The 16,708-nt window shown below is 41.4% G+C and carries 13 protein-coding genes; 3 read left to right on the top strand and 10 right to left on the bottom strand.

The annotated features are described in order from the left end of the window. The first annotated feature begins 297 nt into the window (after positions 1-297). On the top strand, positions 298-6,249 hold the full coding sequence (locus MKX60_RS29650) for an RHS repeat domain-containing protein (RefSeq protein WP_341061824.1): 5,952 nt from the start codon (positions 298-300) through the stop codon (positions 6,247-6,249). 13 nt (positions 6,250-6,262) lie between these two features. Beyond that, positions 6,263-6,721, top strand: a complete 459-nt coding sequence (locus MKX60_RS29645; RefSeq protein WP_341061823.1) for a hypothetical protein — start codon at positions 6,263-6,265, stop codon at positions 6,719-6,721. A 953-nt stretch (positions 6,722-7,674) separates the two neighbouring features. On the opposite strand, the gene MKX60_RS29640 is transcribed toward MKX60_RS29645, so the two are convergent. The 4 genes from MKX60_RS29640 to MKX60_RS29625 form a co-directional block, all read right to left on the bottom strand. Continuing rightward, positions 7,675-8,304 (bottom strand): hypothetical protein, encoded by a 630-nt coding sequence (locus MKX60_RS29640; protein ID WP_341061822.1) that lies wholly within the window; start codon positions 8,302-8,304, stop codon positions 7,675-7,677. Positions 8,305-8,436: 132 nt separating this feature from the next. Beyond that, entirely contained in the window at positions 8,437-8,670 is a 234-nt protein-coding gene (locus MKX60_RS29635; protein WP_341061821.1) for a hypothetical protein, read from the bottom strand. A gap of 263 nt (positions 8,671-8,933) precedes the next feature. After that, complete coding sequence (locus tag MKX60_RS29630; protein ID WP_341061820.1) at positions 8,934-9,764, bottom strand: hypothetical protein; 831 nt, start codon at positions 9,762-9,764, stop codon at positions 8,934-8,936. Positions 9,765-10,325: 561 nt separating this feature from the next. Further along, entirely contained in the window at positions 10,326-10,475 is a 150-nt protein-coding gene (locus tag MKX60_RS29625) for a hypothetical protein (protein WP_341061972.1), read from the bottom strand. 85 nt (positions 10,476-10,560) lie between these two features. Here MKX60_RS29625 and MKX60_RS29620 point away from each other — a divergent pair, with 85 nt between their 5' ends. Continuing rightward, positions 10,561-11,277 carry a hypothetical protein gene (locus MKX60_RS29620; RefSeq protein WP_341061819.1) on the top strand — a complete coding sequence of 239 codons (717 nt, stop codon included), beginning with the start codon at positions 10,561-10,563 and terminating at the stop codon, positions 11,275-11,277. A 238-nt stretch (positions 11,278-11,515) separates the two neighbouring features. Here the strand turns inward: MKX60_RS29620 and MKX60_RS29615 are convergent, their stop codons facing one another. From MKX60_RS29615 to MKX60_RS29590, 6 genes are all read right to left on the bottom strand, one after another. After that, on the bottom strand, positions 11,516-12,004 hold the full coding sequence (locus MKX60_RS29615; protein WP_341061818.1) for a hypothetical protein: 489 nt from the start codon (positions 12,002-12,004) through the stop codon (positions 11,516-11,518). Beyond that, entirely contained in the window at positions 11,989-12,282 is a 294-nt protein-coding gene (locus MKX60_RS29610) for a hypothetical protein (protein ID WP_341061817.1), read from the bottom strand. Before MKX60_RS29610 ends, MKX60_RS29615 begins: the two co-directional genes overlap by 16 nt. A 249-nt stretch (positions 12,283-12,531) precedes the next feature. Further along, positions 12,532-13,650 carry a UvrD-helicase domain-containing protein gene (locus MKX60_RS29605; RefSeq protein ID WP_341061816.1) on the bottom strand — a complete coding sequence of 373 codons (1,119 nt, stop codon included), beginning with the start codon at positions 13,648-13,650 and terminating at the stop codon, positions 12,532-12,534. A 5-nt stretch (positions 13,651-13,655) separates the two neighbouring features. Continuing rightward, positions 13,656-15,299 (bottom strand): ATP-dependent nuclease, encoded by a 1,644-nt coding sequence (locus MKX60_RS29600; protein ID WP_341061815.1) that lies wholly within the window; start codon positions 15,297-15,299, stop codon positions 13,656-13,658. Between the two features lie 214 nt (positions 15,300-15,513). After that, positions 15,514-15,990: a hypothetical protein gene (locus MKX60_RS29595; RefSeq protein WP_341061813.1), complete on the bottom strand. Its 477-nt coding sequence runs from the start codon at positions 15,988-15,990 to the stop codon at positions 15,514-15,516. A gap of 219 nt (positions 15,991-16,209) precedes the next feature. Then, positions 16,210-16,704 (bottom strand): hypothetical protein, encoded by a 495-nt coding sequence (locus MKX60_RS29590; RefSeq protein ID WP_341061812.1) that lies wholly within the window; start codon positions 16,702-16,704, stop codon positions 16,210-16,212. Positions 16,705-16,708 lie beyond the last annotated feature (4 nt).

The raw sequence follows: 16,708 nt of genomic DNA, 5'->3' as shown, positions 1-16,708 counted from the left end.
GCTTAAACTAGCGGTATGTCCGTAAGTTCAACAATCATTTTACTTCTATTCGAAATATGACTGTTTATGGAGTTGGATTTACGCCGATTCTAACAACCTCATTCGTATTGAGGCTTTCCCCACCTCATTAATTCTAGTCAATTTTGAATACAATGGAATGGGGATTTATAAAAGGTAGTGGTAAATATTCATGTTTTCCATTCTCTGACTTACTGAGTGAGAGGAACGTTAGTTGTTTTTGAAGAAACTTTTTTAAAAATATATATTAACCAATCTATGGAATAAGGGGAAAATATGATGGACAAAGCCAGAAGAGTATTTACAAGAAGTACGATAGCTTTTCTGCTATCTATTATGCTTTTTATTAATTTACTGGGTGATATGTCGACATCCATTGTGCAAGCAGAAGCTGTAGATATTCCGGTAATTTCCGATTCTGTTTTATCAAGCAACGAAGTCTATCAGTTATCTATTCAGGATATTTTAGATCGTTTTCAAACTACTGAAGCATTCATCCAAAGCCAGATGGATCAGGGTTATTCGTTAAATGAGATTTACAATCTTTTCTACCAATCCGAAGATCGGCAAATCAGTTATGAGGAAGCCCTTCTGCTATTTAACTCTTCCGAAATTAATCTTTCTCCTGTCGTAAGCACAGAGGTGTATAACGAACTTCCTTCACCCGCCCTTCGAGGGATTCCCTTGGTACCGTTTAGTAGCGTAACGGGTATCGTATACAGTGATCCGGCTACGGAGGAAGCTTCCGAGACGGTCATCTCCAATGTATACTCGAATCAAAGCTCTCTACTGCGAAGTGCTACTCTGGACGCGCCAGAAAATCCAAAACTGGAGAAGCCTCCGGTTTATTCCAAAAACTCCTTCAGCGAAGCGCCTTATTCTATCGGCTCAAGCAATGAGTCTATTTCTAGTATAAGCGGAGGACTGTCGCTCCTAAGCGACGATCTGACGTTGCCGGGACGAAATGGACTTTCGTTTACCCTGAGTCGTCAGTATAACACCAGCGACGCACAGTTCTACGATATGGATTATGGTGTTCGAACTTTCGATTATGACTATTATCGATGGGCTGTCACTTATAATGTTAGACGAGTCCCCATAATTACCAAGTATGATGTATATCTGCGTGAAAAAATGGTTATTGAGTACGATTACAATGCAGATGGAGTGACTGACGACTCCAGCGGTTCTGTGCTTCAGGAGCCCAAGCTCGATAGCGTCTACGATACAGAGCAAGAGGCACGGAATGGCGTCAATCTGATTCCGAACCGCAGTTACCTGGTACCTATGGACTCTGTGTATCTGACAGCATCCCAAACTTCAGCCACCAACTCTTTTCCGGATACCGTTGCACCTCAGAATGGATATAGTGGGGTGCTAAGAAAAGTAGATCCTGTGACTGTAACCGGCTCCTATACGCCAGCCAAAAGCAAAACCGCCACGGGTACCCGTAAACGTACTCTACAAGGCCGGTATGACAAAAATGGAGTCTGGAAACTGGAAGTAGATAGCGGTGAAGTCCCCGGGAAAATTCCATATTCCGATTCGGAAGGATATACAGGGGAATTGATAAAAACCGCCAACCCTACAATTATCAAAGATTGTGCGACCAATGGTACTCCCAATTGGATCTGCACTAAAGACTTTGACGCCAATTATTCCGGCACCGTATGGACGAAGGCCTCTCCGGACACCCGGCAATATACTCAGAAATATGGAGGCTATGTGGATCGGGCTGCATATTATTCTCCTGATCGATACACAGCCTGGACTTCTAGTGGCAGTGGCCGTGTACGTTATAAGTACTCCCGGGACGGAGCGGCCTGGGTTCAGCCACGGAAAGTGGAGGGGACGAATTCGTCCATCGAGTCGTACGTGGGAGGCACTTTTGATGAATATCGCGATGCAGTAGCCGTGCAAACCCAATTGAACGCTTCCGCAGGGGGTTTCCTCGGTGCGGATAGCAACAATGGGGTGGAAACGGCTCGTTATTACGTAGCTTCTCCCGCAGGTACTTCTATATTTACCTACAAAGCCGGCGTCGGCACCGGGTATGAATATTATAATCAGACCACCAAGCCGCTAGAAGAGAAGATGTACCCCATAGGAAAAGGCTGGAGCTGGAATCTGCCTTTTATCGAACTAAAAGACGGCAAGAGTATCGTTCATCCAGGAGACGGTGGCAGCTATACCGTCGAGAATGGTGCGCTGAAAGGAAGCGAATGGCAAGGCATCAGTTTTGCCCTGGATACCTCGGTTATCGTAAACGACGAGAAATCGCAGTATGTGCTAACTAGCGCCGATGGACTGCGTAAGCAGTATTTCAACGCAGAGGGTTTCTTAATTCAAATCGCAGATTCCAATCAGAATACGATTAAATTTCAATATGTCAATAATGCAACCTATGGTACAAAGCTGCTTAGCCAGATCAAGGATGCAATTGGTAATACAATTGAGATTGAATATACATCGCAGGCCGTTACCTTGAAGCAAGGAAGCCGGAAAGTCGTGTACAACAAACATACGGAAGAAGGCATAGAGCTGTTGGATAGCGTCACCGATCCGATAGGTCGGAAAACCACGTACAGCTATAAGATCAAAAACGCTCGCTTTAATCTGTTCAGCGACCACACAGAGCGAGAGGCTTCCAACCCGTACGCCTTGATCTCCCAGGTGCAGCATCCGACGGGAGCGATTACCAAGTACAACTTTGAGGATCAGCCAGTCAAGCGTTACCTCGGAGAAAGCTCCTATAATGAAAGTTTCCGTCTGTCTTCACGCTGGGATCTGATTATCTATGAAAATGGCACAAATTCCGAATATAACCGGCAGGCGATGTATTATAACAACACCGACATGGGATCTTCTTCCAACCAGGATTTCAATTTCTCGACCACCCTCAGTGACGGTCTGACGGAAACGGTATTTAACTACCGGAAGGATTACATTGATACCGAGACAGCGGTCCGTTTCTACCTGCAATCTTCGGTGCAGAGCGCAAATGGACTAAGTAAAACCACAAATTACGAGTACGGAAAGTATGTAGGCGGCCGATCGTATCCGGCTCAGTCAGCAACGAAGGTCGCCACCTCCAATAACAAAAATGGAGATGTTCTGACGACCCGCACTTCCTATGATGATTACGGTAACATGATCGAGGCTACAGATGCTCAAGGGCGTACGATTACATCTATCTATGACGACCGGCATCTGATTTTAAGCACGCTTGAGCCGGCCAATGAAGGCGTTCTACGGTATACGACCTATACCCGAAACTCCCAAGGTCAGGTTACGAGCATTACCATTCGGAAAAATAATGCTGCCGGAGAGCTGCTGCAAAACATTACGTTTAATGCTTTCGATTCCTACGGGAACATCCTTTCTAAGACTGTGCGTAATGGAGAAAAGAACATTACGACGACAATGGAGTACGATAGCAGAAACCATGCCTTCCCGGTGAAGCAACAAATGGATGTGAGCGATGCCCAAGGACAGACCCGCACGGTGTCGGTGAGTGGAGAGTACGACTCTACCAACGGGAATTTGACGGCTGCAACAGATGGAGAAGACCGCCGCACCACTTACGCCTATGACCTATTGGGCCGGGTAACAACTGTCACCCATGCTGCTGATCAATCGAATCTCAATGCTGTGTATGACGACCTATTGAATACGATAACGGTTACCGACGAGAATAAAGCGGTCAGCCAAACCCAATGGAACGCACTGGGTTGGCAAGTTCAGAGCGGAATCTGGGAACAAGGTGCCTATAAGAAGAAGTCCAGTACGGAATACGATGCATTCGGACGAAAAGCTTGGACTCAAGACGCTCTGGGCAACAAGAATCTATACCAATATGACGCTTGGAATCGGTCTACCGGCGTACAGTATCCGGATGCTTCGGAAACGATTCAAATGTATAACGACGAGCTTCGTACGATTACGTCGACCACACGAGAAGGTTATTCCCAGATAGAGACCTTTAATCTGTACGGCCAAAGAATCAAGCTTGAAGAGCAAGAGGCTCCAGGAAGTGAGATCCGTCAGCTTGCTAGCTACACTTATAATCAGGTAAATGGCAAGATCGCGCAGCAGACGAATAGCAACTCGACAACGAAATACGCGTACAATGACAACGGTCTGCTAATTGCGGTAACCGATGCGTTGGGGGAAACCACCCGTTACGGATATGACATGCTGGGCAACCAGTTATCGCTGACCTATCCGGACGGCAGCAGCAAACAGAAGACCTATAATGAGCTGGGGGAAGTGCTGACCGAGACAGACGAGAAGAATCAGGTCACGATCTACAGCTACGACAAAGCGGGGAATCTCCTGTCTCAGCAGGATCGCAATGGAGTAACGACGAACTATACGTATGACAAACGCAACCAGTTATGGAAAAAAATCAGCCCCGATGAGACAGTGGAGTACACTTATGATCTAGTAGGTAACCGCCTGTCCATGAGCGACAAAATGGGAACCACCTCCTATCAATATGACTCGGATACAGGACTCCTGAAACAAATTACCTATCCGGATAAATTAAAAATGCAGATTTTGGAGTATGATGCCAACGGCAATCCTATTGAAATGTTAGGTCCATTTGGTGTTGTTAGTAAGTATGCGTACGATCCATTGAATCGACCGAAAAGCATAGGAGCTAACCTGGAGCAGCCCACCATTTCCTATAGCTATAACAAAAATGGAGATTTGAAACAGGTGGATACGGACAGTGGGCTGCGTCATACGTATCAATATGCGGGACTTGATTTGACCCGGGTAAACGAGGAACTGGCAGGGCGTTCATTGAACGTTTACCAATATACGTACGATGTCAACAAGAATATTCAAAGTAGGATCTGGACCCAAAGTGGGGAGAAAACTATCTCTATAATCGATACCTTTGGTTATGATGACTTGAATCAGATTCTGACCAGTACAGAGAACCAAGGGGAGGCGTATACCTACGATGTTCGCGGCAACCGAAAAACGCTGGTTTCCGGTGCTACACATGAGTCCTTTGCAGATAGAACCTATGTATATGATAAGCAAAATCGGTTGACCCAAGCGGTTGTAGATGGGGAAGTAGTAGACTACAAATACAACGGGGATGGTCTTCTAGTTGAACGTACAGAGAAGGGCGTCACGTCCCGTTATTATTATGATGGCGACCAAATTATCAGTGAAGCTATTTTGGTAAATGGCCAGCCACAGTTGGTAGCTAGCTACCTGAGAGGAAACCAGTTAGCGTACATTCGATATGCGGATGGAAGTATCGTTTATCCGGCATATAATGGTCATGGAGATATTGTAGAGATTCGCAACCAACAGGGAATTGTTTTGAATCAATACGTTTATGACATCTGGGGAAATATCACTAAGCAAGAGGAAGCTGTGCATAATCCATTCCGATATTCCGGTGAGCTGTGGGATGATACAACGGATCTCCAATATCTAAGGGCTCGGTGGTACGATCCGAGTGTGGGACGGTTTTTGAATGAGGATACGTATGAGGGGCAGATGGATAATCCTCAGAGTCAGAACCTTTATACGTATGTGCATAATAATCCGTTGATTTATAGTGATCCATCAGGTAATTATTGCGTTTCTTCTGATGGCAATAATACACATAAAGGATTTTGTTCGAGTAGTCCTCAAAAATATGAAATGTCAGATGTTATGATAGAAGGTATGCCATATATAAATAATGGAGTATTGCGTGGTTATTATCGAGCTGACGCCTCCATAATATGGTTATCGAATAATGAAATGAGTAAACAATCGTTTTGGCAGTTTATGACCAAATCTCAATATCAAGAATACGTAGAAGCAGTCCCTTTAGGAAATATGATAGTGATGGGGGGATTTAGTAGCTTAATGTCAGTCGCCACTGCCCCCTTATACGCTTCAAAGCCTGAAGCTAAGGGGACAGGTGATGTTAAAAATATTTTTGGTTTTGATGCATCCAAAACCATGACAGCGACCAAACTAAGGGATTATGCCAAGTCTCAAGGTTGGACAAAAACACAAACAGCTAACGGGCCTGAAAAATGGGTGGATAAAAATGGTGTTACAAGGATTACAATTAAAGGAGGAACTGATAGAGCACCAGGAAGTGCCGGCCCACATGTAGAAATTAAAGATTCGTCAGGTCAAAGAATAGACCCGATGGGTAATCCTGTAACGAGAAAAAGCGAAGATAACCATACACCAATTAAGTTAAAGTAGGGGATAGATAAAGATGAAACTTGAATGGTATTTGTTTGAACAAAGCTACTTATTAGATTTAGTTAATAATCCGCTGGGGTGTTCACTCACGTTAACAGTTGATGCTAAAATTACATTTGATCATCCGAAATCCAATGAATTAAGTAACGCAGGTAGTAAATTTGAAAAAATCATTATTGAATTTAAAGGTGTTCAGTATTTAAGGATGATCAATAGCCTACAGCTACTCACTAATCCAAATGAGGATTTTGGAAGTATCGAACAACTTCAGTTAAAGAACCCCAATTCAATAATCCGAGGATTATCAATATCAAAAAATGAAAATCGTGTGGGAGTTTCTCTTGAATTATCGGAGGCAAATATAGCTACTGTGTATTCCACTTCTAAAGATTTATCTATTATTGAATTTGTTTCAGAAATGATTTCATTTGAACTTGGTTTTGAGAAATATTCAATCCTAGTAAGTGAATAGAGTTAAGTGAGAATAAAGAAACCTTGATTGGCTTCCCGCCTTTCAAGGTTTCTTTATTTGAAGGGGGCGGTAACGAATGAACCCACTATTCAACCAATTACACATATAGCCCATGTAATACCCGTATGAAGATTTCTCCATATCGTTTGTACGCACATCAAATGCTTTTATTTTAAAACCGAATTTTAGAGATTGCTTCTAGTTTAGCTTTTGGTGAAGAAGAAAATACGGACGAGATCACACTAAAACTGGAGGTCGGAAAGAGCTATTACATCAGTATCTATACTCTACAAAGTCTAGTTCCAGTCCATGTTTGCTGGTAAATGGAGGCTGTAGCATGCACCCGACGGGACAGTTCGATTAGGAAGTCTTCAGGCTGACGGCAGCTACAACTGGATACAGCCAATTTACTATCCTCCGATTCTGCTCTATTTAAAGTGGCACGTGGTCGATACCTTGCCTATGAATTGAGTAATTATTATAAGTAAGCGGACTGTCTCTAGTAAAAATTTATTGAGGCAGTCCGCTTTTTCACTACACATTCTTTTATCTGTTACATTTTCACGTTCAATAAATAATATCATTCTGACATCCTCACATAATCCGTATTTTGTGCATATGTACAGACGACTTATTAGTATGCCCTTCCTACATAAATATATACATGTCGGAGGACAAGAACATGTACCGTTAAAGGATCATGATCCTAACTTGTCTAGTCCCCTGGTGTCAGAAGAATCGAGTTGCCGTGATTACTCTAATTAGTTTTAGAATGAACCAAACCTTTGAAATTTGAAACAGCGACTTCCGTAGACAAGAAAATAAAGTCCTGGACTGCCGCTGTTTCATAGAACTAATCCCCCCAATACATAAAAGACATTTAAAGTGCGGTATTTACCGGTCTAACACTCTATTTTCTTATTAAACCTGGCATTTCTAAAGTTTGCTGAAGTTTAGCTGAGTTTCGGATCTTGATATGAAGTATAATCTCTGAGAAGTTGGCCTTTATACAAATAACCATTTTCAAGTTCTTTAACTTCATTTCTCTTTTGAATTAACACCTGTAAATCATCGTTCCAGTTTGCTAACTTTAAGTCTTCTATATTGCATTTTTCAAGAGTTACCATGATACGATATATGGTAGATTCATAGCTTCCAGAAAGATGTCGATTAAACGTAGCCTCTTTACCATTAGTTGCGTTTATATCCTTTCGGAATGTACCAATCGATGGGCTCCCAATATGCCATAAACTATGCCATCTTGTAGCCGGAATACTAGAGATATATTTAAACATTGGCTCCCTGTAGTGCTCCAAAGCATAATCTTTAATTATCTGGCACAAGTCTTTTACTGCATTGGAGGCTTCTGACGTTTTATCACTTACTGCTTTAGGTACTAAAGAGTAATCTTGAATATAATGTGTTTCTTTGCACACAGGACAATCAATCCCTTTCTGGGATATAACATCTTCAGAGAAATAGTTATCTCGGTAAGTATGCCATTTGAATGTGTAATTCCCATTTCCACATGCACATCTATATTCACGAATTTCTGTTTTAAAATGCTCCATTTTATTAGCCATTAATTAGTCCTCCTAATAATTCTATAACTGTCGTGAATAACCGGTTATTTATCATAAGATGTATTTTTCATTTTCATCAAAAAGTTTATTTGCGAAGTAAAGGGGAATACCCCTGGACTTTGGGCATTTAACTCAATCCTCACTTTTTTTGAACTTGTAGGGCCAAATAGTCTCACGCATTGTCGAGCCAAATTGTTTATATAGTTCGCCATCCTCTCCAGATACGCTTTCATCCCAGCCCTGGGATGTCTGTGCACTGGACTCGTAAGCCTCCAGAGCCTCCGCCATAGCCTCATAATTGGCGACACGCAGCCGACGAATAGCCTCTTGCTTCGTACCATGGTCAATTTTATCCAAAAATTTCATAAAACCTTCCTCCTTGCCCTTAGAAGTCGATATTTATGTGACTCCTTAGAGAAGTACCCTTCCTTAACTAAAACTTTAAAAGTAACGTAAAGATATGAGAATTTATAAGAACTTTATCTTTATGACATAATCTACATTCTTGAAGCATCCGTGCCCCAGCTCCCTGTCGGCATGCCTTAACGGTCTATATATTTGGCACAGGCCCCTCAAAAAAAAATAACAGAACCCTTAAAGCACTTTAAGTGTTCTGTTCATTAATATATTTATTTGACATATTTACTTGCATACTTGTCAAGAAGCATTTCGGATTTGTTCAATTGCTTAATTCCTTCTGCCTTCTTTTTTTCACCTGCATTGAATTTGGACCAATTTATTTTGGTCGTCTTCAAGCTGTCCCGCATTATAGTGAACCCTTCCAGTTGGAGTTTTGCTCCTGCCAGATAGTAGGTATGTATTTCTTTCAACTCTACATTATTAGCTTTGAGGTTTTTCAACCCGGATACAAATTTAGTATAATTAGGCAATACAGTATTGTTTAAAGTAAGAAAGAGTGTTTTTCTGGTTGAATCGTTCAGGAGTCTATTTTGATTTAACGTAGTTATGGCTTTCTTTTCATAGCTTCCTAATGGCTGCAACTGCTCAATGTAATCTTCAAGATCCTGTAACATAATTTCTTCGTGTGTAGGTTCCTTTATAACTACCGGCTTAGTTGGTTCAGGAATGACTGTATAATCATCCACCACTTGAACAGTAAATACATAAGGTTCAAACTTTTCTCCAATATTGACAGTTAAGGTAGCAATCCCTTTATTTAATGCATGAAGTTCAGAAACCCATTGTGTTTTTCGTACGACCTTGACAACATTCTCATCTGAAGAGATTGGAGTAAAGTCATGTTCCGTAACGTCTGCATCGGTCCAGTCAGTGATGGCTATTTCGTATGACTTCCACTCCCCAACTTTTATCTCAGCAGGTTTGGTCACTTTGACAATGTCGGTGATGTTCCGTGCAGCCGCATAAATACTGCCAACCCCGAATACAACAGATACTATAATTGCTAGCATTAGCGAATAAATCCAACTCTTTCGTTTCATATAGCCTTATCCCCGCTTGATTAATAGTAAAGCATCTACCAATTTTGCTAAGACATTTCATGAATAGGTCGCAGGTAGCAAAAGCAGCATATTACTTTCCTCTTATATTATATAACTTAGCAGGAATAAATGTCCTATGTTTTTTGGGTTTGCTTCCCGTTTCGGGGCACCCTCTTTACAAAGGATTGGTTTTACGTCCGGGTCTATTCTGATCCACTCACACAAATAGCCGTCCGCCAGCAGATTCCAAACGCTTCCTTGTTTCCGAACGCGAGTATAGGCGAGCATTCGACACCTGTGGCCTGCATCAAGTCGGTGTAAGACATACATTAGATAATCATTATATCGGCAATAGTAACATGTTCTTGTCTTCTGACAAATGATGTCGGAGGTGACGGAAGACAAGAACATAGTCCCTTATAGGACAAGAACTTGGTCCCTTTGCCGATTCCCCCACTTTTTCCGGCATATAAAATCCACCCATATAAATGAGTTGATCAATAACCATGTTTTCTTACAAAATTAACGAGATTGGTCACTGACTTCGGTCGTTCCGCCCACCTATGTGTCCGAAGCAACCAGGTGCGCGGCGCTCAGCAGCTGCCACGCCGCCGGCACCAATTCACGCAGCTCCCGATAGTTGTAGATTTCCCCGTTAAAAATAAGTGATACTTCGCCTCGCTCATTGTGCATCGGCTGCGAACCTTGAATTCATATGGTCTATTTAGGAAGGGTGTCACTTCAACTCATCCATGAATAGGCTGTTGTAATAAATTTAATAATGGAGGTATCCCAGATGACCTTTGGGAACGAATATCCAAACAGCCAGGCTAATCCATCCGTATACCCTTACTTTACCCGTTACAATCCTTTCCCTTACTCTCATTACTACCATCTCTTCCGTTCAGAAAGCAGCCTGGCAGATCTACCCTCAGACAGCGAAAACACCAAAAAAGAACTTTTAAATGGTTATATGGACGAAAATGTATGCAGCGGGCAAGGGATTAAGCTAAATACCGGAGGAGAAGTAGGCGGTAAACACGGCATTGGTTTAAATGCTGGCGGGAATTTAGCCTTAGGTAGCATGGGTATGTATGCGGGCGGCCATATGGGCACTCCTTCATATGGAATCCATACGCAAGGCAATACACATCTGGACAGCAGCCAGGGTCTAGGGCTCAATGCCGAAGCTCAGGCCTTCGGCAAGTACGGGATTGCGGCACAGGCAAAAACCCAAATAGGTGGCGGTCAAGAGGCAGGTTTTCATACGGGGGCGCAGGTCGGAGGAGAGTACGGTATGAGTACTGATGCCGAAGGACACTTGGGGTTCAGTCAAGGCGCAGGACTGAAAACCCATTTGCAGCTTGGTGGCGAAAATGGTCTCGGCGCCCAGGCCAAGGCACAACTTGGTGGCGGTCAAGGAGCAGGCTTAGGAGTTGCCGGACAGGTAGGCAAATATAATGGAAAGTTAGGATTTAATATCGGCGGCAAGGACAAAGAAACCAAGGAGTAAACGTTGCCCCAACGTTAAGTATTATGACCTTTCATTAGACATCCATTTAATCGTCAATGCGACTATATACTTGTCCTTGAAGAAAGAGGTAATTAATTCCAAGCCCATTTGATGAATATCAAATCGGTAATAGGACCATGTTCCTGTCCATTAACGGATAAGGGATCAAGTTCTTGTCTGGAGTAAAGGACAAGAACTTGATCCCTTAAAATACAAAAACCGCGCGGGGCTCGGGTTCTTATAGGACTATGTTCTTGTCCCCTGACATATAATGATACCCATCACGATCACGAATTCGAGTACTGTTCTTCTTCAAAAGAATTTGAAGCTGCTCAACAACATCCGAGCTGCGCCCGATCCTCCATAGCCGCTGCTCCTCGACAAAGATAGCATTTTTTTCTATTACGTTAATAACGTTCGATAAAAGGGAGTATCGTTTAATCGCATACTCATGAATTTTGGCGAAGCTCATAGAGAAACGAATAGGTTGAACCACATCGGGATTGTTGCTGTAGAGATAAACCGAATAATCTCCGTAACCCCCGATATTATTGCTGATATCGTCGATAGACCAAGAAGCGAAGCACTTATCCGTACTCTTCGTTCCATCAGAACTCCTTAAGTCCACCGGATGCGCCCCGAAGCATGCTCGGATCTGCGCGAAATACGCATCGTCGGGAACTGCTGCATTAAATACCGAATCGTCCTTCTTTAGCGGGTATTCCATCTCGAATACTCGATGGATTGAAGGACAATATCGTATGTCGTGATCAGCTGCAGAACATTCAATGAACGAACATCGTCATGAGAGTGGTTCAACTCGATGTATGGCAAACCGTTCACGCAGACGGATAGCCAATCCTTCGCTGAACAGATCAGGCTCCACAGATTCTTGCCATTGTAGTTGCTATATGTGTTAATCAAGTAATCGTCATGATCGCTTACGGCTTGCTTGAACTTCTCAAGCAAGGAGCTATCGAGAATGTATCGGTTCTTGCCTTTCATGCTTTACCCCCGCTCAACAATGAATACTTCAATTCTAGCTTAAATAACCATTTTCAGCCACTTTCTGGTCGGGTGAACAGGAGCTGCAAATAGAATGCCCATGTGCTACCTGATCGGCACATGGGGCTATATAAATGAATAGGCTGATACGTTCCAAAATATCAGTTCCTATTTATTGATGGGATTACCTATTTGGTCTTGGAATTCACTTAGGTCAATCCCAACCCAAACCATCTCTCTTCATCACGATTAGATCACATACTTATTAAGTTCTTCAAAATCAGTCGCTTGATTATAGTCATAGACGATCCCTACACTAAACTTCGCTCTAGTTAATGCAACATACAGTTTTGAACGGCTCGTAGAGGCTAAGTCAAAGGTGTTATTCTTAATCCATCTAATAATGGGTTGCGTTGGATATATTAATACCCTTTCGAACGTAAGACCCTTAGATTCGCCAAAATTAACACACTTGTAATCTTTATTTACCGTTTCTCTAACACTGTCTCTTAATTGAACTGGGTTGTAGCTTTGTAAATAATGTTCAACATCTTGTTTTCTTACTAGAAAGATCCCGTCATGTCCCGTCACTTCATGTTGGTTTGATTGGCATGGATTATATTCAGGAAATAATTTTGAAGAATAACTACAAATCACATCATTATTCCTATGGGATACATTCAACGATTCTTCATCAATTTCACAATCTATCCTTCGACACTCGGTTTGAATAAACTCTTTGATACGCCCTTCTTTAAAGCGATCATACTTTCTTTCGATGTGGGTAAGATATGTTACCTGACGAGGATCCCCTACGAACAGTATGCTTGAATCGCTCTTTAATAGTAGTTTTATAATCTCCAAGTCATACCCTGCTAAGTCTTGGATTTCGTCAATAAAGATATGCGAATAGATGCTGTTTAATCTCTTAATAACGGCACCATCGCTTCTTTCATTACATCGAACAACCAACTTTGAAATCTTATCTGAGTAAACTTTTGAGTCGCTTGTAAAGTAATGCTGTTTAAAGTGAGTAGCTTCACCAAAGTAAACCCTACGTGCCCCCTGAGCGTATCTCAAAGCCGATGGTTCATTTACTAGAAGCATTCCTCGAATTGGCTCATCATATAAACCACCTTGATAAGGTCTAATTCCATGTTGAAGTAAAGTGGAAAACCACGTTTGAATTGTGACATGGGATGGAACGCACCCATTCAATTCAACAAACTTCTTACGAATTTCGGCTTCATTAGCTTGAGTATAAGTTGTAATAAGTACGTTTCCTTCACGTTGACTTAATGCTTCATTCACAAGAAAAGTTGTCTTTCCAGAACCGGCAGCTGCGATAACCAGTTTATTAGTCTTCATACTGATCACCTAATTGCTTCAGAGATGTATTCAGGGAATACAACCGATTCAGCCGTTTCAAAGATTTTCAATGCACACTCAGTTTTATGAGACTTCATATATTTGTGCATTCCATCGATATGTGCGTATTCTGTTCCAAAAATCGTATTGAATTTGCTCAACTCATTAACCTTCAACAGTTTTGGTTCCAATGTATTGTAATTAAATGGGTTCTTCCCAATGAGCAAGTCACCTTCATCTAGAATTGGATCAAAACAAATTTTAATATCTTCTTTAGCGTTATCACCCAAATAGTCACTGTACTTTCTCTTAACAGCTTCCACGTCTCCATCATTATCTGTAACGACTATTACAGGTTTATTTAGCAATACTGCGATCTCTAAGAACCGCAAAAAAGATGTGCCTACTGAAATAACATCAATTTCGTCTTGAATAGGTAATTTACCTTCATTTGAAATCATGTATGCTTTTTGAACTACCAGTTCATCAGAATCTCCTTCTACCAAAATCGCCTTTTTACAGAGAATGAGCCGAAGGGTATCATAACCTGCGACCTTCTGGAAGAACCCCCTGGTATCTTTTTTTAGGTCATTTAACTTTATTGCCTTCTTGTCGTTTAACAAAATCAAATTACCTAGCCCCAATTTATTAGCAACGAAACTACTATGTGTAGAAATAATTATTTGTTTGTCATGCTGATGCTCCGCGATTTTATTAATAAATTGATTCAGTTTAGTATGGGAGAGGTGATTTTCAGGTTCTTCCACTAAGATGACTGCAGCCTCTCTTGTTCTCTTATGACTTAGAGCAAGCTCAGTTTTAACAATGCATTGCTCGCCTTTTCCTACGAAGTGAAAAGGTACGTCATCAAGATATGTCACTAAACTGTTTTCCCAAGCGTTCTTAGAAAGTAGCTCAACAGAAAGTTCAACTTTCTTTCCAGTTAGAACGGCGGTTTCTTGAATTTTCGCATTAATTGCCTGAATTGACTCTGAACCCATGAAATTATCTCGCATTTTTCTATGCGCTTGGGAAATATCCACTATATCTTCGGGCTCTAGATTATCCCGAACAATTCTGGAAATATAAACATCAGATCCATTTTGGTATCTGTTACTTGATGAATCAATCAAAGCAGATTTGAGTGGAATGCTCTTGGGAGTTATTATCTCCCTGGCAAATGTAGACCACACCAAATCATAATATTCAATTGGAAGTGTCTTTACGTCTCCTTTACTAACCAACTGTTCATACTCTGCTTGATACTTTTCATCAAAACAAATTTTGAGTGAGATTCCACTTTCCTTAGCACGATCGCTATTGCCGTTACCTTCAAGCAAAGCTATACTGTCACCGTCACCACTCAAATATATTTCAATCAAGATGTACGGTAACTCGTGACTTTGTCTTTGCTCCAGTTTGGTTAAGTACTCGCTGACAACAGTATTATTGAAATAATACTGAGTTAATTCATTTTTGATTTGTCTGCCATTGAGTAGACCAGTGAGCGCTAAATGGATCGCTTCAAGAATAGTACTTTTCCCTGCCTCGTTGTTGCCTACTATAATGTTCATTCCCTCACTAAATTCTAAGACGAACTCCCCGTAAAAACTCTTAAAGTTTTGGATTTTCACCTTGTTAATTTTCAATTGTAGCTTCCCCCACTCAGTCTTTCTAAATATGCTACTACTAAATGAGATACACCTATCATTAGCTCAGCTTCATACTGGTCAATAGGAACAGCAGGTAGGTTTCCGTTATCTTTTATTTTTGAGTTACGGTGATGCCCAACTTTATTTAAGTAAGTCGATACTCCGGTTAACAATCCAGTAATTCCATCTCTTTTCTGCTCCGTAATATCACTTAGGAAGTCCCCCATACTTTGGGGCTGTATGGTCCCCCTCGACCGTTTCCAACATCAGTATACGATTCAATTACTGAGAGACACTGCCGAAGGGCATCGTAGGTCATACCCCGCTGCATATGCCCACGAGCAACATCGAGCTGCTCATATGCCTGAATCCAACTCTTGTCGTTTAACAACGATGCAGGAAGGGTTATTCCGTACTTTGTGGAATAGCCAAAATATTGTAGAAATCGAATCCAGTCCGATTCAGATATCTTTATTTGCTGATTACCAGTTACAGCAATAAACTTATTTCCATTCTCCCGTACTTCGACAAGCGCCGTTACTTCAACAGTAAAGTATAAATCGCCAGATCGAACTCTTTCGAGAGCAGAAATATCATTTGAATCAAAAATCCACTCCCACTCCCTGTAACCGGAGCCTTGATTAAACACCCTAATATTAGGTTGGACTTCACCAACAACTTTCTTCAAAAGAGTGGAGTTAAGCTTTGCAGATACCTGTATGTCTAAAATATTTTGTAGTCTGTGTATTTGATCCGACATCATGATATTGGAAAAATAAATGTTTTCAAAAACTCTCAAATCGAACTATAACTTTATGTATGTATTATTGTTCAGATGATTCGAGTGCATAGATGACTCAAACAGATTTATTGTATACATGAGAATTATCACTCTCCTTCAACTGAATTAAAAACTTTTGAGTGTATAGTAACCTTCCTCTGAACATGAACCACAATTCATATGATAGATGAACCCCAAAATGACTACCGGAATGGGTCTGCTTAATGTGCCAGAAATACAAAACCTGTGCTGCCCTTGACCTGTACTGTAGTGACCACATTTATATTTGTATAGATTAATCGGAAACATGCAATCCGGCTCTTCCTGCATTAGCTGATTAACATATGGACAATGCTTGGGATTCGATTTATCTGTATCTTTGTGCTTTTCTAAATCAACCAAACCTTGAAGAAATAATGAGCACCCCTTCGAGGAATCTTTATAAACATGACAATTACCAGCATGAAAATAAAAGCTGACTGATTTACCACTCAAATCAAAGTCCTTTACTCGAACTCTGACATTATCGAGGTTGAAGTAATAATCCCATTCATCTCTATTCAGCTTCATTTTGTTATTGATGCGACTTCTTCTTATAAATATTTGCTTTCCATGTCCCATATAG

The organism is Paenibacillus sp. FSL R5-0914 (genome assembly GCF_038004525.1).
Classification (GTDB): Bacteria; Bacillota; Bacilli; order Paenibacillales; family Paenibacillaceae; genus Paenibacillus_AQ.
This window is presented reverse-complemented; position numbering and strand designations above follow the sequence as displayed.

Excerpts from the sequence above, each read along its gene's own strand:
- MKX60_RS29650 (WP_341061824.1), top strand. The coding sequence starts at position 298 with ATGGACAAAGCCAGAAGAGTATTTACAAGAAGTACGATAGCTTTTCTG.
- MKX60_RS29645 (WP_341061823.1), top strand. The coding sequence starts at position 6,263 with ATGAAACTTGAATGGTATTTGTTTGAACAAAGCTACTTATTAGATTTA.
- MKX60_RS29640 (WP_341061822.1), bottom strand. The coding sequence starts at position 8,304 with ATGGCTAATAAAATGGAGCATTTTAAAACAGAAATTCGTGAATATAGA.
- MKX60_RS29635 (WP_341061821.1), bottom strand. The coding sequence starts at position 8,670 with ATGAAATTTTTGGATAAAATTGACCATGGTACGAAGCAAGAGGCTATT.
- MKX60_RS29630 (WP_341061820.1), bottom strand. The coding sequence starts at position 9,764 with ATGAAACGAAAGAGTTGGATTTATTCGCTAATGCTAGCAATTATAGTA.
- MKX60_RS29620 (WP_341061819.1), top strand. The coding sequence starts at position 10,561 with ATGACCTTTGGGAACGAATATCCAAACAGCCAGGCTAATCCATCCGTA.
- MKX60_RS29615 (WP_341061818.1), bottom strand. The coding sequence starts at position 12,004 with ATGGAATACCCGCTAAAGAAGGACGATTCGGTATTTAATGCAGCAGTT.
- MKX60_RS29610 (WP_341061817.1), bottom strand. The coding sequence starts at position 12,282 with ATGAAAGGCAAGAACCGATACATTCTCGATAGCTCCTTGCTTGAGAAG.
- MKX60_RS29605 (WP_341061816.1), bottom strand. The coding sequence starts at position 13,650 with ATGAAGACTAATAAACTGGTTATCGCAGCTGCCGGTTCTGGAAAGACA.
- MKX60_RS29590 (WP_341061812.1), bottom strand. The coding sequence starts at position 16,704 with ATGGGACATGGAAAGCAAATATTTATAAGAAGAAGTCGCATCAATAAC.